The organism is Micromonospora sp. NPDC020750, assembly GCF_044334565.1.
Classification (GTDB): domain Bacteria; phylum Actinomycetota; class Actinomycetes; order Mycobacteriales; family Micromonosporaceae; genus Micromonospora.
Genome location: NZ_JBIRTH010000010.1, coordinates 154,396 through 177,331, shown reverse-complemented (window position 1 = coordinate 177,331; position 22,936 = coordinate 154,396). Strand labels below are relative to the sequence as shown.

The window sequence follows — 22,936 nt, the reverse complement described above, 5'->3', positions numbered from 1 at the left end:
GGGAAAGAAGGCTACCGTTGGCTGATGCCTGAACTTCCCGAGGTGGAAGCGCTCGCCGGCTACCTGCGGGAGCGCGCGGTGGGGCGGCGTGTCGACCGGGTCGAGGTCGCCGCGATCAGCGCCCTGAAGACGTACGAGCCGGCACCGGCCGCCGTGTCGGGCCGTACGGTGACCGACGCCCGGCGGCACGGCAAGTTCCTCGACCTGGTCTTCGGCGACGACCTGCACCTGGTGGTGCACCTGGCCCGGGCTGGCTGGCTGCACTACCGGGAGTCGTTTCCCTCCGGCGGGCCGTTGCGCCCCGGCAAGGGGCCGATCGCCCTGCGGGTCCGGCTCGACGACGGCTCCGGCTTCGACCTGACCGAGGCGGGCACCCAGAAGAAGCTGGCCGCGTACCTGGTCACCGACCCGGCGGCGGTGCCCGGGGTGGCGAAGCTCGGCCCGGACGCGCTCGCCGCCGACCTGGACACCTTCGCCGGCCGGCTGCGCAGCCGGCGGGGGCAGGTCAAGGGGGTGCTGACCGACCAGACGGTGCTGGCCGGGGTGGGCAACGCGTACTCCGACGAGATCCTGCACGCCGCGCGGTTGTCCCCGTTCGCGCTGTCCGACCGGCTGACCGACGAACAGGTCGCCGCCCTGCACGAGGCGACCGGCCGGGTGCTGGGCGACGCGGTGTCCCGCTCACTGGGACAAAAGGCGGCGGAGTTGAAGGGCGAGAAGCGGTCCGGGCTGACCGTGCACGCCCGGACAGGGTTGCCCTGTCCGGTCTGCGGCGACACCGTGCGGGAGGTCTCCTTCGCCGATTCCAGCCTCCAGTACTGCCCCACCTGTCAGACCGGCGGCAAGCCCCTCGCTGACCGTCGGCTGTCGCGCCTCGTACGCTGAGTGACGAAGAGGGGGTGTTACGGAGTGGAATCGCCGGGCGAGCCCCGATCCTCCCGGTCCGCGCCTCTACCGGGGCCGCCATCCATCGGTATAGTGGCTCGGTCCCCGGCTTTCGCACCTGAGGTGGAGCCGGCCGGATCCTGCGCGGCACACCGGGCGAGAAGTCCCTCGGGTCTACATCCGGTGCGGACCCCGCGTGGGAAACTGAACGGTGGGCGACCCGAGCCCTCACTGCGAGTGAGTGGCGCGTGTCATGCGGGAGGACATGGGTGAGGTGACGACAAGCCTCCAGCGCCCGGTAACCAACGAAGGCCGGAGCGAACTCGTGCGGCACGTCGACAGCTTCGAGATCCAGCCGCCGACACCGCCGTCACACAACGGCGTGCCCCGGTCGGCCTGGGCCCGGGCCCGCCGACGAGTATCCCGCTGGCACCGCCCCTACACGGCCGCCCTGCTCCTGCTCGACTTCGGGGCGGCGGCGCTGGCGAGCTTCCTCGCCATCCAGATCTTCGACCAGGCCGCCTCCGGCTTCTACGGCGTGAAGGAAAACCCCACCTGGTTCTACACGGTCGCCTTCGGCCTGCTGCCGCTCGGCTGGGTGGTGCTCCTGTGGGGCAATCGGGCGTACGACCGGCGCTACCTGGGCCTGGGCCCGGACGAGTTCAAGCGGGTGATCCGGGGCGGCGTGGCGGTCGCCGCGACCGTCTCCTTCCTCGCCTTCGCCACTGTGACGCAGCTCTCCCGGTGGACAGTCGGCTTCGCGCTGCTCGGCGCCCTGGTGCTGATCCTGTTCGGCCGCATCCTGGCCCGTTCCACGCTGCACGCGATCCGCCGCCGGGTCGGCCAGGCCGGGCACCGGATGGTGCTGGTGGGGACGCTCCCCGAGTGCCTGGAGGTCTACACGGCGGTCACCCGCAACCCGAGCGCCGGGCTCGTGCCGGTGGCCATCTACATCACCGACGGGTACGCCGCCGCCCGGGGCATGCAGACCCCGGTCCCGGTGTACGCCGGCCGGGACATCCTCGCCCTGGTCCGGGAGGTCGGCGGCGACACGATCGCGGTCTGCGGCTCGGCCAGCGCCGAGCCGGGCGAGCTGCGCCGGCTGGCCTGGCAGTTGGAGGGCTCCGGCGTCGACCTGGTGGTGGCCCCGCAGCTCACCGACATCGCCGGCCCCCGGGTGCACATCCGCCCGATCGAGGGGCTGCCGCTGCTGCACGTCGAGGAGCCGACCCTGTCGGGCCCGGCGCTGCTGGTCAAGAACCTGATGGACCGGGTCGCCGCCGGGCTCGGCCTGCTCCTGCTCGTCCCGGTCTTCCTGGCCGTCGGGGCCGCGATCCGGCTCTCCGACCCCGGCCCGGTCTTCTTCCGCCAGCCCCGGGTCGGCCACGAGGGCCGCACGTTCCGGGTGTGGAAGTTCCGCACCATGTACGTCGACGCCGAGGACCGGCTGGCCGGCCTGGTCGACCAGAACGAAACCGACGGCATGCTGTTCAAGATGAAGCAGGATCCCCGGGTCTTCCCGGTGGGCCGCTTCCTGCGGGCCTCCTCGCTGGACGAGCTGCCCCAACTGATCAACGTGCTCTGGGGCGAGATGTCGCTGGTCGGGCCGCGTCCGTTGCCCGCCGACGACGGCGACTTCCTCGGCGACGTACGCCGCCGGCTGCTGGTCCGGCCGGGCATGACCGGGCTGTGGCAGGTCTCCGGCCGATCCGACCTGTCCTGGGACGAATCGGTCCGGCTGGACCTCTACTACGTCGACAACTGGTCCCTGGCGTACGACCTGAGCATCCTGTGGCGCACGGTGGGCGTCGTGCTGGCGAGCAGGGGCGCGTACTGACGGGCTTGGCGTAGCGGGCGGGACAGGCCAGGATCGCTGCGTGGCTGGCAACATATCCGCCGTCGTCGGCGTGGTCTCGCTCGGCACCGCGCTGGCCGCGGCGCTGTACGCGGTGGTCCGGCTGCGCGCCCGGCGGGGCATCGCCACCGCCACCCAGCGGGCCACCTACGAGGTGCTGCACACTGCCGGGCTGGCCGCCGAGCCGCTGCGGGCCGGCCTGAGCGCGGCGGGCGCGGCGAAGGCCGTACGCCACCTGCGTGCCCTGGTCGGGGCGGCCGGGCTGGCCCTCACGGACCGGGAGACCCTGCTCGCCCTCGACGGACGCGGGACGCACCACACCGACCAGCTCGTCGCGGCGGCCCGGCGGGCGGTGTCCGGCGGGCGGTCGACCGTGCTGGGGGAGCCGGAGCTGCACTGCGACCGGGTCGACTGCCCGGTCCGGGGCGCGGTGGTCGCCCCGTTGCGCGCCGACGGCCGGGTGGTCGGGGCACTGGTCGCGGTCGCCGACGGCCCGCCCGCGCCGGGGCTGGTGCAGGCCACCCTGGAGACCGCCCACTGGGCCGGCAACCAGCTCGCCCTGGCCGAGCTGGACGCCTCCCGGGAGCGGCTGGCCCGGGCCGAGGTGCGCGCGCTGCGCGCCCAGATCAGCCCGCACTTCATCTACAACGCGCTGACCGCGATCGGCTCGTTCGTCCGGACCGACCCGGAGCGGGCCCGGGAGCTGATCCTGGAGTTCGCCGAGTTCACCCGGTACTCGTTCCGCGCGCACGGCGAGTTCACGACCCTGGCCGAGGAGCTGCGCTCGATCGACCGGTACCTGACCATCGAGCGGGCCCGGTTCGGCGATCGGCTCCAGGTGCGGTTGCAGATCGCCCCGGAGGTGCTGCCGGTGACGCTGCCGTTCCTCTGCCTCCAGCCGCTGGTGGAGAACGCCGTCCGTCACGGGTTGTCCCGCAAGCCCGGCACCGGCATGGTGAGCATCGAGGCCCGGGACGCGGGTGCCGAGTGCCACATCACGGTGGAGGACGACGGAGTGGGCATGGACCCGACGACGCTGACCGCCGGGATCGCCGAGCTGGCCGGGGCCGGCAGCGACCCGACCGACGACCCGGGCCAGCACGTCGGCCTCTCCAACGTCGACGAGCGGCTCCGTTCGGCCTTCGGGGACCGGTTCGGCCTGGTCGTCGAGACCGGCCTCGGCTCCGGTACGAAGGTGAGCATGCGGGTGCCGAAGTTCCACCCCGGCGTGCGGGCGGGCTCGTGAGCGACCGGCCCGGCCCCGCAGGCCTGGCCACCGGCGCCTTCCTCCGGGTGCTGGCGGTCGACGACGAGCCGCCGGCGCTGGACGAGCTGGCGTACCACCTGCGGGCGGACCCCAGGGTGGCCCGGCTGCACACGGCCGGGGACGCCACGGAGGCGCTGCGGGTGCTCCGCGACGCCGACGTGGACGTGGTCTTCCTGGACATCCGGATGCCCGGGCTGGACGGCATGGAGCTGGCCCGGGTGCTGCGCCGCTTCGCCCGGCCCCCGGCGATCGTCTTCGTCACCGCGTACGACGACGGCGCGGTGGACGCCTTCGACCTCGGCGCGACGGACTACGTACGCAAGCCGGTGCTGGCCGAGCGGCTGGCCGAGTCGCTGCGCCGGGTGGTCGGCTCCCGCGTGGTGCCGGCGCACCCGGCGGCGCTGGCCCGGGCGGAGGATGACCCGACGATCCCGGTCGAGCTGGCCGGCACCACCCGGATGCTGCCCCGCTCGGCGGTGCGCTGGGTGGAGGCGCAGGGCGACTACGCCCGGCTGCACACCGCCGACGGTTCGCACCTGGTCCGGGTCTCGCTGGCCACCCTCGCCGAGCGCTGGGCGGACGCGGGGTTCGTGCGCATCCACCGGTCGTACCTGGTGCAGTTGAAGCTGATCGCCGAGCTGCGCCTGGTCAACTCCGGCTACGTCGTGGTGCTCGACGGCACGGAGCTGCCGGTGAGCCGACGGCACACCAGGGAGCTGAAGGACAAGCTGGTCCGCGCCGCCAAGCAGGACTGGAACCGCTGAGCCGGGAACAACCGGAACGCTGCCGTACGTTGTACGGTAGACGTACGACTCCCGGGAGGCCACCGTGACCGCCATGGACCACACCGCCGACACCCACCGCACCGCCGACGCGGGCCGCAGCTCCGACCTGGACCGCACCGTCCTCATCGAACCCGGCGGCTTCGACCCCGGCGCCGAGTTCGACCGGCAGGTCGCCAATCTCGTCCGCCTCGGCTACCCGGCCCTCGCCGGCTGGACCGTCGACCGGTTCACCGAGCTGGTCACGCCGCTGCGGGTCGCCGCCGTGGCCGGCGCAGCCACGCTGCCCCCGCCCACCGAGGCGCGGGTGCCGTTCCTGCTCGTGGTCACCCGCGACCTCGTGCCCGTGCCGGACCGCCTCGCGCTGACCACCCTCGCCGGCAAGCGCAGGCCCGGCTTCCTCGACAAGAACTTCCCCCTGGCAGACCTGCCGAGGTTCGAGCCGGTCAAGGAGCTGGGGCTGCCGGCCGGGCCGGCGTACCTGCTCTTCGACGTCGACCGGGGGGAGGAGTTCCGCAACGTGACCCCCGCCGCCGCCGTGGACGCGATGGCGGCCGTCGACCGGTTGCCGATCACCATCGACGAGGGGATCGCCCTCGTCACGCAGTTCCCGGCCGCGCTGGCGAGCAACCGGTGCTTCTCGCTGGTCGGGTCCCGCTGCGGCGACCGGCGGGTGCCGGCGCTGTGGATCAGCCAGGGTGCGCCGAAGCTGGGCTGGTGCTGGCACGGCAACCCGCACACCTGGCTCGGCTCCGCCTCCGCCCGCCCCGAACGGATCGGCCTGGACTGAGGTGCCGGAAGCGGGCGACGTTCCCCGCCACGCGGCGCAGCCACACCACCGGCGACGCCTTTTTCCCGATGACGCATCGATGATCGCTCGCCTATCCTGCTGCTACCGATTCCGGCACGGGGGCAGGGTCGGTGCGGGCGGAGCCTGCCGTGGACGCCCCCACCCCCTCACGTTTGGACGCAGATGCGCCTTCCCCTCACACGTCGCGCCGCCCTCGTGGGCGTCGTCGTCGGTGCTGTCGTGCTGTCCGGGGCGACCCCGGCGCTGGCGGCGGAGACCGGCACGGTCAGCGGGCGGCTGACCACCAGCAGCGGAGCCGGGGCCGCCGAGGTTCCGGTCCAGGTGTACCCCAGCGGCAGCTACGAGCCAGCCGACTGGACCTACACCGACAGCGACGGCAACTGGACCGTCACCGGCCTGGACGCCGGCCGGTACGTCGTCGGCTTCACCCCGCAGGAGCACCCGGAGCAGTACTACCGGCAGAAGTCGGATCGGCGGGACGCCGACGAGGTGACCGTCACCGCCGGGGAGACGGCCACCGCCGACGACCAGCTCCTGCCGACCGGCTTCCTGACCGGGCGGATCACCGACACGGCGGGCCAACCGGTCGCCGACTTCCTCGTCAACGCCAACGAGGTCGACACCTACAAGTGGGCCGGCGGGCGGACCGACGCCGACGGCCGGTACCGGTTCGCCGCCCTGCCCGGCCGGTACCTGATCTCCTTCGATCCGATCGAGGGCGTCTACCAGACGCAGTACGTGCCGGGGAAGATCGACCGGGAAGACGCCGGCCAGTTCGAGGTCACCTCCGGCGCGGACACCGTGGTCGACGAAACGGTGCTGCCGACCGGCAGCCTCTCCGGCCGGTTCACCACCGCGTCCGGAGCGCCGCTGACCTCCGCCGAGGTCTCGGTGACCACAGTCAACCAGTACGGCGGGGCCGACACGCAGACCGACGCGACGGGCGCCTTCACGGTCCCGACGCTGCTCGCCGGCTCGTACAAGGTGCGCTTCACCAAGGGTGACCGGGAGCAGTACCACCGGGGCAAGCTCAACCACGAGAGCGCAGCCGTGGTGGTGGTGCGGGGCGGTAAGCAGACCAGCATCGAGGACAGCCTCCTCGGCACCGGGTCGGTGCGGATCTCCGCCGTGGACTCGGTCACCGGCGCGCCCGTGTCCAGGTTCTGCGTCAGCTCCAACTCCAACGATATTTGCAGCAGCACCGGTCAGGCCACCCTCACCGGCCTGCCGCAGGGCCGGCACGACCTCTTCCTGTACGCCCCGAACAAATCGCACTTCTCCCGGGAACTCGCCGTCCGGGTGATCGCCAACCAGACCACCGCGCTCGCCCCGAAGCTGCGCCCGGGGGCCACCATCACCACCACCGTCGTCGACCGGGCCACCGGCGCACCGCTGGCCGGGGTCTGCGTCAACGCCTTCCTGAACAAGCAGGCCGCCCTGACCGACGGGCACGACAGGTGCAGCGACCACACCGGCAGCATCCGGGTCGGACCGCTCACGGGCGGGACGTACCGGCTCTTCGCCGACCCGGGCGGCGACTCGGAGTACGGCCGGCAGTGGGTGGGAGCCACGGGCGGCACCGGCGACGAACGGCAGGCTGCGACGGTCAGCGCGGCCGTGGGCGCGGTGAGCGCCGGGCCGCAGGTCCAGCTGGACCGGGCGGGCAGGGTCAGCGGCACGGTGACCGACTCGGTGACCGGCGAACCCGTCCAGGACGTCGACGTGTCCGTGCTGACCGGTCACCCCGGGGTGGGCGTCAGCGACGTGACGACGGACGAGAACGGCCGGTACACCCTCGGCCGGCTCGGCCCGTACGCCTGGCCGCTGGTGTTCAGCAAGAACCCGTACGCCACCCACTGGTCGGGGAACGCGGTCAGCAGGTTCGCCGCCACCCCGGTGACGGTGACCGCCGGGGACACCGCCACCCATGACACCACCATGCGTCGGGGCAGCACGGTGGAGGGCACGTTCACCAACCAGGACGGCGTGCCGTTCCGCGACGGCTGGGTGATCGCCCGCAGCGCGGACACCGGGGACGTGGCGGGCCCGGGCTGGCTCTCCAACGGCCGGTTCACCATTCAGGTGAGCGGCCGGCAGCGGATCTACTTCACCTACGACGTGACCTCCGCGGACGGGCAGGAACACTCCGGCCGGTACCTGGTGACGGGGGAGGACGGTACCCGCAGGCTGGCGCTGTTCACCGTGCCGGCCACCGGCACGCTCTCCGCGAACCTGGTCGTCCCGACGAGCTGAGCGGGCACGTCGCGGGGCCGGTGGCGCGCTGCCACCGGCCCCGTTCCGCGTCACCAACGCATCACCCACCGCGTTGTCCACCGGGTTATCCACAGGGTGTGGAGAGTTCTCCACAGGTTGTTCACAACGCGCCCCACCGTTCTCCACGGCCCCTGCCTACAGTCACCTCCCATGAGGGAACGCAGGGTGCTGGTGGTCGAGGACGAGCGGACGATCGCCGAGTCGGTCGCCACCCGGCTGCGGGCCGAGGGCTTCACGGTGGAGATCGCCGGGGACGGGCCCACCGCCGTGGACCGGTTCCGGACGTGGCGGCCCGATCTCGTCGTCCTCGACGTCATGCTGCCGGGCTTCGACGGCCTGGAGGTGTGCCGGCGGATCCAGGGCGACCGGCCGGTGCCCGTCCTCATGCTGACCGCCCGCGACGACGAGACCGACCTGCTCGTGGGGCTGGCCGTGGGGGCGGACGACTACCTCACCAAGCCGTTCTCGATGCGGGAGTTGGCCGCCCGGGTGCACGTGCTGCTGCGCCGGGTCGAGCGGGCGGCTGCCGCCGGGCCCTCGACGCTGACGATCGGCGACATCGAGGTCAACCAGGCCGAGCGCCGGGTGCTGCGCAACGGCGCCGAGGTGCACCTGACCCCCACCGAGTTCGACCTGCTGGTGCATCTCGCCGGCCGGCCGCGCGCGGTGCTGCCCCGGGAGCAACTGCTCGCCGACGTGTGGGGTTGGGCGGAAGGCGGCGGCACCCGGACGGTCGACAGCCACGTGAAGGCACTGCGCCGCAAGCTCGGCGCGGACCTGATCCGCACCGTGCACGGCGTCGGCTACGCGCTGGAGACACAGTCGTGACCGAGCGCCTCGTGACGTGGCTGAACCGGGTGCTGCCCCGGCCGCTCGACCCGGTCCGCTCGATCAAGGTGAAGCTGGGCGTCCTGCTGGTCACCTCGGGTGCCGCCGGCCTGTCCTACTTCTGGTACGCCATCGGCTGGCTGCCCCCGATGACCTCGGCGACGGCGATCGGCCTGGCCCTGATCACCTCGCAGGTGCTCGCGCACGGGATGACCTCCCCGCTGCGGGAGATGACGACGGCGGCCGGTGCGATGGCGCGGGGCGACTACTCCCGGCGGGTCCGGGCCACCTCCCGCGACGAGGTCGGCGAGCTGGCCCACGCGTTCAACAAGATGGCCGCCGACCTCGCCGCGGCCGACCAGCGCCGGCGGGAGCTGATCGCGAACGTCTCGCACGAGCTGCGTACGCCGATCACCGCGCTGCGGGGGGTGCTGGAGAACCTGGTCGACGGCGTCGCCCCGACCGAACCGGCGGCGCTGCGCACCGCGCTGGCCCAGACCGAGCGGCTCAGTTACCTCGTCGCCGACCTGCTCGACCTGTCCCGGCTGGACGCCGGGGTGGTGCCGCTGCGCCGGACGCAGATCGACGTCGCCGACTTCCTCGACGAGGCCGTGGAACACGCGGCGGCGACCGCCGCCGGGGTGGGGCGGGACGTCCGCTTCCGGCTCGACCCGCTGCCGGCCCCGCTGACCGTGTACGCGGACCCGGCGCGGCTGCACCAGGTCTTCGCCAACCTGCTGGACAACGCCGCCCAGCACAGCCCGACGGGCGGGACGGTGCTGGTCAGCGCGGAGGAGCGGGACGGCCACCTGCACTTCGAGGTCACCGACGAGGGCGAGGGCATCCCGGTCGCCGAGCGGTCCCGGGTGTTCGAGCGGTTCACCCGGGGCGACCGGTCGCGGGGCGGCGGGACCGGGCTGGGCCTGGCGATCGCGCGCTGGGTGGTGGAGCTGCACGGCGGTGCCATCGCCGTCCTGGACCCCGATCCGCCCCACCCGGGCTCCCACCCCGGCTGCCGCATCCGGGTGTCCCTCCCCCACCCCGCGCACCCCTGACCCTCCCTTCCCCCTCCCTCCTCTCCCCTCGGCGTCGATCAAGGAGTTGCGGTGCCCGACATGAGCGACAAATCAGCAGACGTACCTCAGCACGAGTCCATGATCGATGGGAAAGCGGCGGCCGGAACCGGGCAGCAGGTCGTGGTGGCGGGCGGCGGGGGCCAGGTCGCCCCCGGGACGCCACAGCCAGGAATGCCGCCACAGCCAGGAGTACGGCCCCAGACCGGGGTGCCGCACCAGACCGGGGTGCCGCCCCGGCCGCCGTCCTTTCTAGAGCGGCGGTGGCCCGGGCCGAACGGCCCGGCCCGGCCCGTGGTGCTCGGCGCGGTGGCCGTGGCCGCCGGGGTGGCGGCGTTCTTCGTCCCCTTCGACCGACCCGGGCTCGGCTGGCTGGTGGCGGTGCTCGCCGCGACCGCCGCGCTCGTCACGGCCGGCACGGGACGCCGGGACCCCGCACCGGACGGCTCGACGCCCGGCCCGGCGTCCGGTCCACCGCCCGGCACGATGGTCCTTCCGGAGGCGACTGCCGGCACCGGCATCTCCCCCGAGACGACCGCCCGGCCCGGGGCGGCTGCCGGGTCCGCCGACCGTCCCGACGCCACGGGGGCGCCGGGGCGGGCGGCGGATCAGGCACCGGACCGGGCGGAAGGCCGGGCACCGAGGCTGGCACCGGACCGGCTGGTCTGGGCCGTCGCCACCATCGCGCTCGTCTCGGTCGGGTACGTCCGGGCGGCCGGCTGGCTCTTCGTGCTCTGCCTGCTCGCCGCCGTGGTCACCGGCGTCCTCGCCGTGGTGGGTGGCCGGACGCCACTGGGCATGCTCACGGCCGCCTGGATCACCCCGGCGGCCCCCTTCCGGGCGCTCCCCTGGGCGGGACGCGGGCTGCCCCGGTCCGGCCCCGGCGGGTCGACGGTCGGGCGCGGCCTCGCCACCGTCGCCGCCTCGGTGGCGCTGCTGCTCGTCTTCGGCCTGCTCTTCTCCTCGGCCGACGCGGTCTTCGCCGACCTGGTGACGGGCCTGCTGCCCGAGGTGTCGGTGGGCGCGACGATCGGCTGGCTGTTCCGCTGCGCGCTGATCGGCGCCGGCCTGCTCGGCGCGGCGTACCTGCTGGCGGCGCCCGCCGACCTGGACGGGCTGCGGGCCGCCCCGGCCCAGCCCGTGCGCCGACTGGAGTGGGTGGTGCCGCTGGCCCTGCTCGACGCGCTGTTCGCCGCGTTCGTACTGGTGCAGCTCACCGTGCTGTTCGGCGGCTCCGCCCACGTGCTGCGCACCGCCGGCCTCAGCTACGCCCAGTACGGCCGCGGCGGCTTCTGGCAGTTGCTGGCGGTCGCCGCCCTCACCCTGCTGGTGATCGCCGGGGCCACCCGTTGGGCACCCCGGACCACCCGGGCCGACCGGCTCCTGTTCCGGCTCCTGCTCGGCACGCTCACCGCACTCAGCCTGGTCGTGGTCGTCTCGGCGCTGCACCGGATGCAGGTGTACGCCGACGCCTACGGGGCGACCCGGCTGCGGCTGATGGTGGCCGCCGTCGAGCTGTGGCTCGGGGTGCTGTTCATCCTGGTCGGCGTGGCCGTGGTACGCCTGCGGGCCAACTGGCTGCCGCCGCTGGTGGTGGGTACGGCGGTGCTCGCCCTGCTCGGGTTGGCGGCCGTCAACCCGGACCGGCTGATCGCCGAGCGCAACGTCGACCGGTACCGGCTGACCGGAATGATCGACGTGCAGTACGCCTCCCGGCTCTCCGCCGACGCGGTGCCGGCGCTGGACCGGCTGCCCGAGCCGCTGCGCTCCTGCGCGTTGTGGAACATCGCCCTCGATCTGCCGGTCGACCACGTCCGGACGGCCAACCTGGGCCGGGCTGCGGCCCGTGACCTGCTGGACCTGTCGCCGACCGGGGCGACGGCCCTGAGCTGCCCCACCCTTCCGCCGCGGCTGAGGTGAGGACCGACACGCGGACGGCCCGATGGACAGCGGCCCCGTACGGCGGACGGCCACCCCAAGGACGAGCCACGACATGAGAAGACCGTGGCCCTGAGCGTCCCGCACGAACGCCCTTGACAATCCCGCCGATCGGGCGAGACTGCCGGGGTGGCCGCACCTGACGATCCCGTACCGCCACCCCGGGCCCCGGGCCCGGCCGGGTCACCGGTCGCCCCGACCGAGACCTCGGGCCGGACGTCGGTGGCGCCGGGCCGGACCCGGGTCGTGCTGGCCGAGGTGTCCCGCCGGGAGCCCGACGCGGACCGGGCCCGGGCCGAGCTGGCCCAGCAGACCCGGGTGGGGGAGGCCCTGGTCCGGGGGCTGGTCCGGGCCCAGCTCGCGTTGGCGCTGCGGCTGAGCCTGGTGGTGCTGATCGGGCTGGGCGGCCTGCCCTGGCTGTTCGCCATCGCGCCGGCGGTCGGCCGGGTCACCGTGTTCGGGGTGAACCTGCCCTGGCTGCTGCTGGGGGTGGCGTCCTTCCCGTTCCTGATCGCGGTCGGGTGGGCGTACGTGCGGCTGGCGGAGCGCAACGAGCAGGACTTCACCGACCTGGTCCAGCGGCCGGAGCGCTGAGATGGGCAACGGGTACGTCGTCCCGGCGATCGTCGCGGTCACCCTGGTCACCCTCGGGATCGGCTTCTACGGGCTGCGGCTGGCCCGCACCACCTCCGACTTCCTGGTCGCCTCCCGCTCGGTCAGCCCGACCTGGAACGCCGCCGCGATCGGCGGGGAGTACCTGTCGGCGGCGAGCTTCCTCGGCGTGGCCGGGCTGATCCTCAAGTACGGCGTGGACGTGCTCTGGTACCCGGTCGGCTTCGCCGCCGGCTATCTTGCGCTGCTGCTGTTCGTGGCCGCGCCGCTGCGCCGGTCCGGCGCGTTCACCCTGCCGGACTTCTGCGAGCTGCGGCTCGGCTCGCGCCGGCTGCGCACCCTGGCCACCGTGTTCGTGATCTTCATCGGCTGGCTGTACCTGGTGCCGCAGCTACAGGGGGCGGGGCTGACCCTGGCCACGCTGACCGGAGCGGCGTACCCGGTCGGTGCGGTGCTGGTGGCGGTGGTGGTCACCGCGAACGTGGCGCTGGGCGGGATGCGGGCGATCACCTTCGTCCAGGCGTTCCAGTACTGGCTGAAGCTCACCGCGCTCGCCGTACCCGCGATCTTCCTGGTGTTGCAGTGGCAGGCCGACGCCCGCCCGGCGGTGACCCCGCCCGACGGGCCGGCGTTCCGGACCGCGACCACCGTCGTGGTCGAGCACCGGGCGACCCTCACCTTCCCCGACGGCGACGCCCGGGAGGCCCGGGAGGTACGCCCCGGCGACCGTCTCGACTTCGCGGCCGGAGACCCGGTGCCGCAGGTCTCCGGCACCGCCACCGAAGCCGCCGACTGGCTGCTCCCGGACACCGCCGGGGACGACGACCGGGGGCTGTTCGCCACGTACTCGCTGATCCTGGCCACGTTCCTGGGCACCATGGGGCTGCCGCACGTGCTCGTCCGGTTCTACACCAACCCGGACGGCGCGGCGGCCCGACGCACGACCCTGGTGGTGCTGGCCCTGGTGGGCGCGTTCTACCTGCTGCCCACCCTGTACGGGGTGCTGGGCCGGATCTACACCCCGCAACTGCTGGTCACCGGGCAGACCGACGCGGTGGTGGTGCTGCTGCCCGGGGCGGCGCTCGGGGACGGCACGACCGGCCGGCTGCTCGCCGCGCTGGTCGCCGCCGGGGCGTTCGCCGCGTTCCTGTCCACCTCGTCCGGGCTGCTCACCAGCGTGGCCGGGGTGATCTCCACGGACGTGCTGGGGCGCGGCTCGGTACGCGGTTTCCGGCTGGCCACGGTGATCGCGGGCGGGGTGCCGACGGTGCTCGCGCTGAACGTCTCGGGGTTGGACGTCTCCCAGGTGGTGGGGCTGGCCTTCGCGGTCGCCGCGTCCAGCTTCTGCCCGCTGCTGGTGCTGGGCATCTGGTGGCGTGGCCTGACCGACGTGGGCGCCGCCGCCGGGGTGCTGGTGGGCGGCGGCGCGGCCGTCGGGGCGGTGCTGCTGACGGTGCTCGGGCCGCCGCTGTCCGGCTGGCCGGCCACGCTCACCACCCAACCGGCCGCCTGGACCGTCCCGCTCGCCTTCACGGTCATGGTCGCGGTGTCGACGGCGACCCGTCGCCGGCTCCCCGCCGACATCGCCGGCACCATGCTCCGCCTGCACTCCCCCGAGGCGCTCCGCGCCGAGGGAAGGTCCCCTTCCTGACGCCCGCCGGGCGTGTTTTCCCTGGACGGCCCGGTCAGCCGTGCGCCGGACCCGCCTCCTGCCACAGGAGGAGGCCAGGCTCGTCCCGTGGCGGGAGCGATCACTCGTCCCGGCCGGATACCGTCGGACCATGACTGATGAGCACCCCGCGCTCGCGCTGCGTGGCCTCGCCAAGCGGTTCGACGGCAAGGTGGCGGTGGCCGGCGTCGACCTCGACGTCCCGGCCGGCTCGTTCTACGGGCTGCTCGGCCCGAACGGCGCCGGCAAGACCACCACCCTGTCCATGGCGGTCGGGCTGCTCCGCCCGGACGCGGGCGGGGCGTGGGTGCTCGGGCACGACGTGTGGGCGGACCCGGTCCGGGCCAAGCAGCTCCTCGGCGTGATGCCGGACGGCGTGCGGCTGTTCGACCGGCTCAGCGGGGCGGAGCTGCTGGCGTACCACGGTCTGTTGCGCGGCATGGACCCGGCGGTGGTCGACCAGCGGGCGGCGGAGCTGCTCGACGTGCTCGCCCTCGGCGACGCCGGCCGGACCCTGGTGGTGGACTACTCCGCCGGCATGAAGAAGAAGATCGGCCTGGCCTGCGCGCTGCTGCACGGGCCCCGGCTGCTGGTGCTCGACGAGCCGTTCGAGGCGGTCGACCCGGTGTCCGCGGCGCTGATCCGGGACATCCTGCACCGGTACGTCGTCGGTGGCGGGACGGTGGTCTTCTCCAGTCACGTGATGGAGGTCGTGGAGCGGCTCTGCTCACACGTGGCGATCCTCGCCGAGGGGACGATCAAGCAGGTCGGCACCCTCTCCGAGGTGCGCGGCGACCGGTCGCTGGAAGACGTGTTCGTCGAGGTGGTCGGCGGGCGCACCGCGACGGGCGAGGAGCTGGCGTGGCTGTCGCGGTGACCGCGCCCGCCGAGCGGGCCCGACCGGTCTCGGCCCGGCACTTCGTGCGGCTCAAGCTGCGGGTGATGGGCAACAACTTCCGCGGCCAGGGCTGGCGGATCGCCATGTTCGTGGGCGGGGTGGTCGCCGGGCTCTGGTTCGCCTCCACCGGGTTCTTCCTGCTGGCCGCCCCCGGGCTGGCCGGCGAGCCGAAGTACGCGCTGATGGTCGCCGCGTTCGGCGGTGGCCTGCTGGTGCTCGGCTGGCTGCTGCTGCCGTTGGTCTTCTTCGGCGTGGACGAGACGCTCGACCCGGCCCGGTTCGCCCTGCTGCCGCTGACCCGGCGCACCCTGGTCACCGGGCTGCTCGCCGCCGCGCTGGTCAGCGTCCCGACGGTGGCGGTGCTGATCGCGACCCTCGGGCTGGTGCTCACCGCCGGCATGCTGGGCGGATGGGCGGCGGCGCTGGTCGCTGCCGTCGGGGTGGCCGCCGGGCTGATCCTCTGCGTCGCCGCGAGCCGGGCGGTGACCAGCGCGTTCGCCACGATGCTGCGGTCACGGAGGGTACGTGACCTGGCGGCCGTACTGCTCGCGGTGCTCGCCGCGCTGCTGGGCCCGTTGCAGCTCGTGGTGCTGGCCGCCATGCGACAGGCCGACTGGGACCGGCTGACCGGGGTGGCCCGCGTCGTCGGCTGGACCCCGTTCGGCGCCCCGTGGACGGTCGGCATCGACGTCGCCGAGGGGCGGGCGTGGGCGGCCCCGCTGAAGCTGCTGATCACGGCGGCGGCTATCGGGGCGCTGCTGTGGTGGTGGTCCCGGTCGCTGGAGTCGGCGATGGTGGGGGCGGCCGGCGGGGGCACGGCGAAGGCCCGCGGCGGCCCGGTCGGCGGCGCGGTGGCGCAACTCTTCCCCCGGGCTCTCGGCTGGGCCCGGCGGGACCGGTTCGGCGCGCTGGTCGCGCGGGAGTGCCGCTACTGGTGGCGGGACGCCCGGCGGCGGGCCAACCTGATCACGCTCGCGGTGATCGGGATCTTCGTGCCGGTGATGGTCAACTTCGGCGGGACGAGCTTCTCGGCGGAGAGCGGGATGGAGTTCGCCGCCCCGAACTCCTCCCCGGTGCTGGCCAGCCTCTCGGTCCTCTTCGTCGGGGTGCTCGCCTCGGTCACCCTGGCCAACCAGTTCGGCTTCGACGGCAGCGCGTACGCGGCGAACGTCGTCGCCGGGGTGCCTGGCCGGCTGGAGCTGCGTGCCCGGGCGGCGGCGTTCTCGGTGTACGTGCTGCCGATCCTGGCCGTCGTCACCGTCGTCCTGGCGGTGGTGCTGGGCCGGCCGGCGTGGCTGGGCCTGCTGGCCGGCACCCTGCTCGCCTCGTACGGGGTGGGGCTGGCGATCAACGCGCTCATCTCGGTGCTCGGGGCGTACTCGCTGCCGGAGACGAGCAACCCGTTCGCGATGAACAGCGGGGCCGGGCTGGCGAAGGGCCTCCTCACCGTGGTGTCGATGATCGGGTCGGCGGTCGCCGCGGTGCCGATGGTGGTCGCGGCGGCGCTGCTCGGCGATGCCTGGCTCTGGCTGGCCCTGCCGCTGGGCCTCGCGTACGGCCTGGGCGCGGCGCTGCTCGGGACGTACCTGGCCGGGGACGTGCTGGACCGGCGGGCCCCGGAGCTACTGACGGCCGTCACCCCGCGCCGCTGACACCCCTCGCTCGGCGGTGACCGGGCAGCGGCGGCGCGGGAACGCGGGTCAGCGGCGGCGCAGGAACGCGTAGAGGAACACGTTCCGGTTCGTGTCGGTGACGTTGACCAGTTCCCACCCGAACTGGGACAGGTACTCGACGCCCTCCATCAGCAGGGTGACGGCGCTTGGCCGGTCAAGGCCGGGGCGGGCGAGCAGGGCGAGATGCCGGTGCGGGTAGGTCCGCAGGTCCACCTCGTTGCGGGCCAGGGCGTCGACGTCGAGGATGCGGGTCTGGGCGAGCTTCTGCGGCGTCACGGGGGCCATGTCCGGCACGATAAGGCCCCCGCGCACGCGCCGCCGGCCGTCCTCATGCGTGGATTGGCGGGCGGCGGCACAATGGGCCGATGCCCGTCGTCGAGTCGCTGGTCACCGTCCCGGTGCCGCCCGAGCTGGCCTTCGCGGTGTCGCAGACGGTCGCGCCGGTGCGCTACCGCTGGGACCCGTTCGTCCGGGAGCAGCACTTCACCGACGGGGCGACCCGCCCCGGCAAGGGCGTGCGCACCTTCACCCGGTCCCGGCACGGCCTGGTCATGGTCAGCGAGTACGTCTCCTTCGCGCCGCCGAGCCACGTCGGGATGAAGATGGTCCGGGGCCCGTGGTTCTTCGAGATGTTCGCGGGCGGCTGGCGGTTCGCGCCCGGCCCGGAGCCGGGCACGGCAGTCGCCACCTGGCGGTACAGCTTCCGCTGCCGGCCGGCGTTCCTGCGCCCGGTTGCCGACCGGGTCGGGGTGTGGCTGCTGGGCCGGGACATCCGCCGCCGGATCGCCGGGTACGCCACCGGCTGCACCGACCCGGAGGTCCTCACCGCCGCCCGCCGCTCCCTCACCACCGACGGGTGAGTTCCTTGATCGTCTGTCGAAAACCGGCACCCCGACGGCGTGTCGAGTTCGGTCAGGTGCAAACGATCATGAGTGCCCGGACTTCGCCCGGTGGATGAAGGTGCGCCAGGCATCGGGGCGGAAGGTCAGCACCGGGCCCGGCCGGTCCTTGCTGTCCCGCACCAGCGGCCACGCGCGCCCGGCCGGCCTGCACGAGCGGTTCCTTGGCTGGGCGCGCGCCCGGGGCGGCACAATGTTTCACGTGAATCATCAGCCGGGTGCCGAGATCCACCACACCGATCCGTTCGCCGTGCCCTCCGGGCAGAAGTCCCCGGCCCGTCGCCTGCGGGGCCGCCTCGCGGCTCCGGTGACGCTCTGGACCGCGCCCGGACCGGCCGGCCTGACGGTGTCGTCCACGCTGGTCGCCGAGGGCGAGCCGGATCGGCTGCTCGGCCTGGTCGACCCGGAGTCGGACCTGTGGGCGGCGGTCGAGGAGACGGGACGGTTCGCGGTCGCACCGCTGGGCCCGGCACACCGGCAGCTCGCTGACCGGTTCGCCGGCCTGTTCCCGTCGCCGGGCGGCCTCTTCGCCACCGGCGGGTGGACCGACACGGAGTACGGCCCGATCCCCGCCGACGCCGGCGGCTGGACCGGCTGCCGGCTCGACACCGCCCGCGAGTACGGCTGGGCGCTGCTGGTCGAGGCCACCATCGAGGCCGTCACCCTGACCGAGGAGACCACCCCCCTCCTGCACTACCGGGGCCGGTACCACGAGCTGACCTGAGCCGCCACCGGCCGCCGGTCACCGGAGTGATGTGGGTCACTCAGCGCAGACAAGCGACCGTTCGGCGCAGTGGGCGACCGGGGTCGGCCCACGTCTTCCCAGGCGAGGAGCGCGGTTCCTACCGTGCGCGAAACTCCCCACGCCTGTGAAGGTGGTGATCCACAGATGTCCACGGACACACCCGCGCCGGGCGCGCCGTCGCCGGCCGCGCCGGAGACGGCGGCCTCGGCCGCGTCCGACGCTGACCGGTACCTCGCCATGCAACGGTCGGACGAGTTCGTCGGGTTGCGTCGCGCGCTGCGCGGCTTCGTCTTCCCGATGACCGTCGCGTTCTTCCTGTGGTACGCGCTCTACGTGATCCTGTCCGCGTACGCGCGGGACTTCATGGGCACGCGGCTGTTCGGCAGCAACATCAACGTGGCCCTGGTCTTCGGGCTGCTCCAGTTCGTCTCGACGTTCCTCATCGCCTGGCTGTACTCGCGGTTCGCCGACCGGCGGCTCGACCCGGTGGCCGACCGGATCCGCGCCGAAATGGGGGAGGTGACCCATGAACACGGTCCTCGCGGCTGAGGCGGGCGGCGGCACCGCCCGCAACCTGACCATCACCCTGTTCCTCGTCTTCGTGGCGATCACGCTCGCCATCACCGTGTGGGCGAGCCGGCAGACCAAGACGGCCACCGACTTCTACGCCGGCGGCCGGTCCTTCTCCGGCTTCCAGAACGGCATGGCGATCGGCGGCGACTACATGTCGGCGGCGTCCTTCCTCGGCATCGCCGGCATCATCGCCCTCTACGGGTACGACGGCTTCCTGTACTCGATCGGCTTCCTGGTCGCCTGGCTGGTGGCGCTGCTGCTCGTCGCCGAACTGCTGCGCAACTCCGGCCGGTACACGATGGCGGACGTGCTGGCGTTCCGGATGCGCCAGCGCCCGGTCCGCACGGCGGCGGCGGTCTCCACGATCACCGTGTCGATCTTCTACCTGCTGGCCCAGATGGTCGGCGCGGGCGCGCTGGTGGCGCTGCTGCTCGGCATCCGGCCGGGCACCACGTTCCTCGGCATGGACGCCGACACCGCCAAGATCGCCACGATCATCATGGTCGGCGCCCTGATGATCATCTACGTCACCGTGGGCGGCATGAAGGGCACCACGTACGTCCAGATCGTCAAGGCGTTCCTGCTGATGACCGGCGCGCTGGTGATGACCCTGCTGGTGCTGGCGAAGTACAACTTCAACCTGTCGGAGCTGCTCGGCGACGCCGCCGCGTCCTCCGGCAAGGGCAGCGCCTTCCTGGAACCGGGCCTGCGGTACGGCGTCGAGGTGGCCGGCAACGCGACGCAGACGTTCTACAACAAGGTCGACCTGCTCTCGCTCGGCATCGCGCTGGTGCTCGGCACGGCCGGCCTGCCGCACATCCTGATCCGCTTCTACACCGTCCCGACCGCCAAGACGGCCCGCAAGAGCGTGCTCTGGGCGATCGGCATCATCGGCGCGTTCTACCTGCTCACCCTCGCCCTGGGCTTCGGCGCTGCGGCGCTGGTCGGCGGCAAGGACATCGTCGCGCAGGACAAGGCCGGCAACACCGCCGCGCCGCAGCTCGCCGAGGCGCTGGGTAAGGAGTTCTTCGGCGGCGACCTCGGCGGGGCGACTCTGCTGGCGATCATCGCGGCGGTTGCCTTCGCCACCATCCTGGCGGTGGTCGCCGGGCTCACCCTGGCCTCGTCGTCCAGCCTCGCGCACGACTTCTACGCCAACGTGGTCAAGAAGGGGCAGGCGTCGGAGCGCCAGGAGGTCCGGGTCGCCCGACTCGCGGCCCTGGTCATCGGCGCGGTGTCGATCGCCCTGTCGATCTACGCGCAGAGCCTGAACGTGGCGTTCCTGGTGGCGCTGGCGTTCGCGGTGGCCGCCTCGGGCAACCTCCCGGCGATCCTCTACAGCCTGTTCTGGAGGCGGTTCAACACCTCCGGCGCGGTCTGGTCGATCTACGGCGGCCTGCTCGCCGCGGTGGTGCTGGTGTTCTTCTCGCCGGTGGTCTCCGGGGCGCCGACCTCGATGTTCCCGGACCACGACTGGCACTGGTTCCCGCTGTCCAACCCGGGCATCCTCTCCATCCCGTTCGGCTTCCTCTGCGGTTGGATCGGCACGGTCATCTCCAAGGAGCACGACGAGGAGAAGTACGCGGAACTTGAGGTGCGCTCGCTCACCGGCGCCGGCGCGCACTGAGTCGACCCGCTCGGCACTGCACCGGCCGAGCTGTCGAGGGGCCCCCGCCGCGCCCGCGAGGCATTGGCAGGGGGCCCCTCCTCACCTCTGTAGGCTGGCCGTATGAAGGTTGCTCCGCGCTTCGGCCCCGGTCACCGTGTCCTCGTCACCGGCGGCGCCGGCTTCGTGCCGTCACACCTGGTGGACTCCCTCGTCGCCCGCGGCTGCACAGTGGTGGTGCTGGACAACTTCGTCACCGGCTCCAAGGACAACGTCGCCCACCTGCTGGAGAAGCCGACCTTCACGCTCGTCGAGGCGGACATCTCCGACGGCCTGCCGACCCACCACCCGGCCCTGGCCGAGCGGTTCGACGCGATCCTGCACATGGCCTCCCCGGCCAGCCCCACGGACTTCGCCACCCTGCCGGTGGAGATCCTCCGGGTCGGCTCGGTGGGCACCCTGCACCTGCTGGACCGCGCGGTCGCCGACGGGGCCCGGTTCCTGATGGCCTCCACCTCCGAGGCGTACGGGGACCCGAAGGAGCACCCGCAGCGCGAGACGTACTGGGGCAACGTCAACCCGATCGGCGTGCGCAGCGTCTACGACGAGGCGAAGCGGTTCTCCGAGGCGGCCACGATGGCGTACCACCGGTACCGGGGGCTGGACGCCGCGATCGTGCGGATCTTCAACACGTACGGCCCGCGGATGCGGCCGGACGACGGCCGGGCCATCCCGACGTTCATCTCGCAGGCGCTGCGCGGCGAGCCGATCACGGTGCACGGCACGGGCAACCAGACCCGGTCGATCTGCTACGTCGAGGATCTGGTGCGCGGCATCCTGCTGCTGCTCGACTCGACCGAGACCGGCCCGGTCAACTGCGGCACCGAGCACGAGCTGACCATGCGGCAACTCGCCGAGTTGATCGTGTCACTCTCCGGAAGCGAGTCACAGGTGACGTACGTCACCCGGGCCTCCGACGACCCGGAGATGCGCCGGCCGGACCTCACCCTCGCCCGTGAGCTGCTCGGATACGAGCCGTCGGTGGCGCCCGAGGACGGCCTCCGACGCACCATCGAGCACTTCCGCGAGCGGCTAGGGTAGCCGGCCGGCGGGGCCACGCCCCGCCGGGCGACCTGCGCTTCGGGGCGACACTCGACGGGGCTACGTACGCTCGAGTACATGTCAGCGACCACTCCCGCCGGCGTCCCGCTACCGCACCTGAGTCGCAGCGCCGGACGCGCCTCGGTCCCCGGCCCCGGCCAGGGCTCCCCGGGACGCGCCCGCGTGTCCGACGCCCAGCCGTACCCCTCGCCCGGCGACCGGTCACCGGGCGGCGGCTTCGGCGGCCCCGGCGGGCCTACCGGCCCGGGCGGGCCCACCGGTCCCGGCGGGCCAAGGCGGCGACCGGGCGGGCAGGGGCCGCGGTGGCGCCGGATCGGCCTGGTGGCCGGCGTGGCGGTGCTGGTGCTCGCGCTGCTCGGCGGGGCGGGCGCCTGGCTCTACACCAGCAACCTCAACGACGACCTGGCCCGCACCGACCCGTTCTCCGAGCTGACGGGCGGTCGCCCGGCCAAGGCGGTGAACGGCGCGCTGAACATCCTGCTGGTCGGCAGCGACTCGCGGGACCCGGACGCCCCGGTGGACCAGCAGAGCCAGTGGCGGGCGGACACGATCATCGTCATGCACATCCCGGCCGACCACAAGTCCGCCTACCTGGTCTCCGTCCCCCGCGACCTGTACGTGCCGATCCCCGAGAACGCCCAGGCGGAGTGCGGCTCGGGCCAGCGGGCAAAGATCAACGCGGCGTTCGCGTTCGGCGGCCTGCCGCTGGCCGTGAAGACGGTGGAGTGCTTCACCGACGTGCGGATCGACCACGTGCTGGCGATCGACTTCGCCGGCTTCAAGCAGGTCACCGACGCCCTCGGCGGGGTCGACCTGAAGGTGGAGCGGTCGGTCACGTCGATTCACAAGCCGTTCCGGAAGTTCACCAAGGGCACCATGCACATGAACGGCGCCGAGGCGCTGGACTGGATCCGGCAGCGCAAGCAGTTCCCCGACGGCGACTTCGCGCGGATGCGCCACCAGCAGGAGTTCCTGAAGGCGCTGATGGACAAGGCGGCCAGCACGGGGACGCTCACCAGTCCGAAGAAGCTGAACGCCTTCCTCCAGTCGGTGACCGACGCGGTCACGGTGGACCAGGGATTCTCGCTGGTGGACATGGCATTGCAGTTCCGCAGCCTGCGTGGGGAGAACCTGATCTTCGTCACCAGCCCGAACTCGGGCAGCGACACGATCAACGGTGAGTCGGTGGTGGTCTCCGACCGGGAAAAGGCCCTGAGGATGTACAAGGCCATGACGGCGGACACGATGGCCGACTGGGTGAAGACCAACCAGCCAGCCGGCGGCACGGGTAACGGGAACTGACCCACGGCACCCGTTACTTCGACGGACGTCATCGCCGGTCGGCGGTAGAACCCCATCTCGGGGGGCGAACCGCCGACCGGTCGCATCGACCTGGACGTTCGGGCAATTCCCGCAGGCGACCGCC

Annotated in this window: 21 protein-coding genes; 19 read left to right on the top strand and 2 right to left on the bottom strand. The window is 73.1% G+C overall.

The window, feature by feature from the left end; genetic code table 11:
- Nucleotides 1-24 precede the first annotated feature (24 nt).
- The 13 genes from ACH4T9_RS27390 to ACH4T9_RS27330 all read left to right on the top strand — a co-directional run bounded on the left by ACH4T9_RS27390 (nucleotide 25) and on the right by ACH4T9_RS27330 (nucleotide 16,544).
- Complete coding sequence (locus ACH4T9_RS27390; protein ID WP_396671946.1) at nucleotides 25-885, top strand: Fpg/Nei family DNA glycosylase; 861 nt, start codon at nucleotides 25-27, stop codon at nucleotides 883-885.
- Nucleotides 886-1,150: 265 nt separating this feature from the next.
- Nucleotides 1,151-2,722 (top strand): sugar transferase, encoded by a 1,572-nt coding sequence (locus ACH4T9_RS27385; protein WP_396672082.1) that lies wholly within the window; start codon nucleotides 1,151-1,153, stop codon nucleotides 2,720-2,722.
- A gap of 40 nt (nucleotides 2,723-2,762) precedes the next feature.
- A complete protein-coding gene (locus ACH4T9_RS27380) occupies nucleotides 2,763-3,986 on the top strand; it encodes a sensor histidine kinase (protein WP_396671945.1) in 1,224 nt (407 codons plus the stop codon).
- A gap of 23 nt (nucleotides 3,987-4,009) precedes the next feature.
- Nucleotides 4,010-4,771 carry a LytR/AlgR family response regulator transcription factor gene (locus ACH4T9_RS27375; protein ID WP_396672081.1) on the top strand — a complete coding sequence of 254 codons (762 nt, stop codon included), beginning with the start codon at nucleotides 4,010-4,012 and terminating at the stop codon, nucleotides 4,769-4,771.
- A gap of 73 nt (nucleotides 4,772-4,844) precedes the next feature.
- Nucleotides 4,845-5,579, top strand: a complete 735-nt coding sequence (locus ACH4T9_RS27370) for a DUF5701 family protein (RefSeq protein WP_396672080.1) — start codon at nucleotides 4,845-4,847, stop codon at nucleotides 5,577-5,579.
- A gap of 183 nt (nucleotides 5,580-5,762) precedes the next feature.
- Nucleotides 5,763-7,853, top strand: coding sequence for a carboxypeptidase regulatory-like domain-containing protein (locus ACH4T9_RS27365; protein ID WP_396671944.1), 2,091 nt, complete (start codon nucleotides 5,763-5,765; stop codon nucleotides 7,851-7,853).
- A 171-nt stretch (nucleotides 7,854-8,024) separates the two neighbouring features.
- The gene (locus tag ACH4T9_RS27360) at nucleotides 8,025-8,702 is read left to right on the top strand and encodes a response regulator transcription factor (protein ID WP_396671943.1); all 678 of its coding nucleotides are present in this window, start codon (nucleotides 8,025-8,027) and stop codon (nucleotides 8,700-8,702) included.
- Nucleotides 8,699-9,757, top strand: a complete 1,059-nt coding sequence (locus tag ACH4T9_RS27355) for a sensor histidine kinase (protein WP_396671942.1) — start codon at nucleotides 8,699-8,701, stop codon at nucleotides 9,755-9,757. Before ACH4T9_RS27360 ends, ACH4T9_RS27355 begins: the two co-directional genes overlap by 4 nt.
- Nucleotides 9,758-9,856: 99 nt before the next feature.
- A complete protein-coding gene (locus ACH4T9_RS27350; protein WP_396671941.1) occupies nucleotides 9,857-11,695 on the top strand; it encodes a DUF4153 domain-containing protein in 1,839 nt (612 codons plus the stop codon).
- A 240-nt stretch (nucleotides 11,696-11,935) separates the two neighbouring features.
- On the top strand, nucleotides 11,936-12,307 hold the full coding sequence (locus ACH4T9_RS27345) for a hypothetical protein (RefSeq protein WP_396672079.1): 372 nt from the start codon (nucleotides 11,936-11,938) through the stop codon (nucleotides 12,305-12,307).
- A 1-nt stretch (nucleotide 12,308) separates the two neighbouring features.
- Nucleotides 12,309-13,976, top strand: a complete 1,668-nt coding sequence (locus ACH4T9_RS27340; RefSeq protein WP_396671940.1) for a cation acetate symporter — start codon at nucleotides 12,309-12,311, stop codon at nucleotides 13,974-13,976.
- 130 nt (nucleotides 13,977-14,106) lie between these two features.
- The gene (locus tag ACH4T9_RS27335; RefSeq protein ID WP_396671939.1) at nucleotides 14,107-14,871 is read left to right on the top strand and encodes an ABC transporter ATP-binding protein; all 765 of its coding nucleotides are present in this window, start codon (nucleotides 14,107-14,109) and stop codon (nucleotides 14,869-14,871) included.
- Nucleotides 14,856-16,544 (top strand): ABC transporter permease, encoded by a 1,689-nt coding sequence (locus ACH4T9_RS27330; RefSeq protein WP_396671938.1) that lies wholly within the window; start codon nucleotides 14,856-14,858, stop codon nucleotides 16,542-16,544. The genes ACH4T9_RS27335 and ACH4T9_RS27330 overlap by 16 nt, the downstream gene beginning before the upstream one ends.
- 48 nt (nucleotides 16,545-16,592) lie before the next feature.
- Here the strand turns inward: ACH4T9_RS27330 and ACH4T9_RS27325 are convergent, their stop codons facing one another.
- Entirely contained in the window at nucleotides 16,593-16,850 is a 258-nt protein-coding gene (locus tag ACH4T9_RS27325; protein ID WP_350880077.1) for a hypothetical protein, read from the bottom strand.
- Nucleotides 16,851-16,930: 80 nt separating this feature from the next.
- Here ACH4T9_RS27325 and ACH4T9_RS27320 point away from each other — a divergent pair, with 80 nt between their 5' ends.
- The gene (locus ACH4T9_RS27320) at nucleotides 16,931-17,425 is read left to right on the top strand and encodes an SRPBCC family protein (RefSeq protein WP_396671937.1); all 495 of its coding nucleotides are present in this window, start codon (nucleotides 16,931-16,933) and stop codon (nucleotides 17,423-17,425) included.
- Nucleotides 17,426-17,491: 66 nt separating this feature from the next.
- Here the strand turns inward: ACH4T9_RS27320 and ACH4T9_RS27315 are convergent, their stop codons facing one another.
- Complete coding sequence (locus tag ACH4T9_RS27315) at nucleotides 17,492-17,587, bottom strand: DUF397 domain-containing protein (RefSeq protein ID WP_396671936.1); 96 nt, start codon at nucleotides 17,585-17,587, stop codon at nucleotides 17,492-17,494.
- Here ACH4T9_RS27315 and ACH4T9_RS27310 point away from each other — a divergent pair.
- From ACH4T9_RS27310 to ACH4T9_RS27290, 5 genes are all read left to right on the top strand, one after another.
- Nucleotides 17,574-18,188 carry a flavin reductase family protein gene (locus ACH4T9_RS27310; RefSeq protein ID WP_396671935.1) on the top strand — a complete coding sequence of 205 codons (615 nt, stop codon included), beginning with the start codon at nucleotides 17,574-17,576 and terminating at the stop codon, nucleotides 18,186-18,188. The genes ACH4T9_RS27315 and ACH4T9_RS27310 overlap by 14 nt on opposite strands.
- Before the next feature lie 165 nt (nucleotides 18,189-18,353).
- Nucleotides 18,354-18,758 carry a DUF485 domain-containing protein gene (locus ACH4T9_RS27305; protein WP_396671934.1) on the top strand — a complete coding sequence of 135 codons (405 nt, stop codon included), beginning with the start codon at nucleotides 18,354-18,356 and terminating at the stop codon, nucleotides 18,756-18,758.
- Nucleotides 18,736-20,409, top strand: a complete 1,674-nt coding sequence (locus ACH4T9_RS27300) for a cation acetate symporter (protein WP_396671933.1) — start codon at nucleotides 18,736-18,738, stop codon at nucleotides 20,407-20,409. The genes ACH4T9_RS27305 and ACH4T9_RS27300 overlap by 23 nt, the downstream gene beginning before the upstream one ends.
- A gap of 102 nt (nucleotides 20,410-20,511) precedes the next feature.
- Complete coding sequence (locus ACH4T9_RS27295; protein WP_396671932.1) at nucleotides 20,512-21,489, top strand: NAD-dependent epimerase/dehydratase family protein; 978 nt, start codon at nucleotides 20,512-20,514, stop codon at nucleotides 21,487-21,489.
- Between the two features lie 78 nt (nucleotides 21,490-21,567).
- A complete protein-coding gene (locus ACH4T9_RS27290) occupies nucleotides 21,568-22,812 on the top strand; it encodes an LCP family protein (RefSeq protein ID WP_396671931.1) in 1,245 nt (414 codons plus the stop codon).
- The last annotated feature ends 124 nt before the right edge of the window (nucleotides 22,813-22,936 follow it).

Coding starts and splice junctions, on each gene's coding strand:
- ACH4T9_RS27350 (WP_396671941.1), top strand. CDS start 9,857: ATGATCGATGGGAAAGCGGCGGCCGGAACCGGGCAGCAGGTCGTGGTG.
- ACH4T9_RS27325 (WP_350880077.1), bottom strand. CDS start 16,850: ATGGCCCCCGTGACGCCGCAGAAGCTCGCCCAGACCCGCATCCTCGAC.
- ACH4T9_RS27370 (WP_396672080.1), top strand. CDS start 4,845: ATGGACCACACCGCCGACACCCACCGCACCGCCGACGCGGGCCGCAGC.
- ACH4T9_RS27340 (WP_396671940.1), top strand. CDS start 12,309: ATGGGCAACGGGTACGTCGTCCCGGCGATCGTCGCGGTCACCCTGGTC.
- ACH4T9_RS27335 (WP_396671939.1), top strand. CDS start 14,107: ATGACTGATGAGCACCCCGCGCTCGCGCTGCGTGGCCTCGCCAAGCGG.
- ACH4T9_RS27295 (WP_396671932.1), top strand. CDS start 20,512: ATGAAGGTTGCTCCGCGCTTCGGCCCCGGTCACCGTGTCCTCGTCACC.
- ACH4T9_RS27320 (WP_396671937.1), top strand. CDS start 16,931: ATGCCCGTCGTCGAGTCGCTGGTCACCGTCCCGGTGCCGCCCGAGCTG.
- ACH4T9_RS27360 (WP_396671943.1), top strand. CDS start 8,025: ATGAGGGAACGCAGGGTGCTGGTGGTCGAGGACGAGCGGACGATCGCC.
- ACH4T9_RS27390 (WP_396671946.1), top strand. CDS start 25: ATGCCTGAACTTCCCGAGGTGGAAGCGCTCGCCGGCTACCTGCGGGAG.
- ACH4T9_RS27385 (WP_396672082.1), top strand. CDS start 1,151: ATGGGTGAGGTGACGACAAGCCTCCAGCGCCCGGTAACCAACGAAGGC.
- ACH4T9_RS27305 (WP_396671934.1), top strand. CDS start 18,354: ATGTCCACGGACACACCCGCGCCGGGCGCGCCGTCGCCGGCCGCGCCG.
- ACH4T9_RS27300 (WP_396671933.1), top strand. CDS start 18,736: ATGAACACGGTCCTCGCGGCTGAGGCGGGCGGCGGCACCGCCCGCAAC.
- ACH4T9_RS27365 (WP_396671944.1), top strand. CDS start 5,763: ATGCGCCTTCCCCTCACACGTCGCGCCGCCCTCGTGGGCGTCGTCGTC.
- ACH4T9_RS27290 (WP_396671931.1), top strand. CDS start 21,568: ATGTCAGCGACCACTCCCGCCGGCGTCCCGCTACCGCACCTGAGTCGC.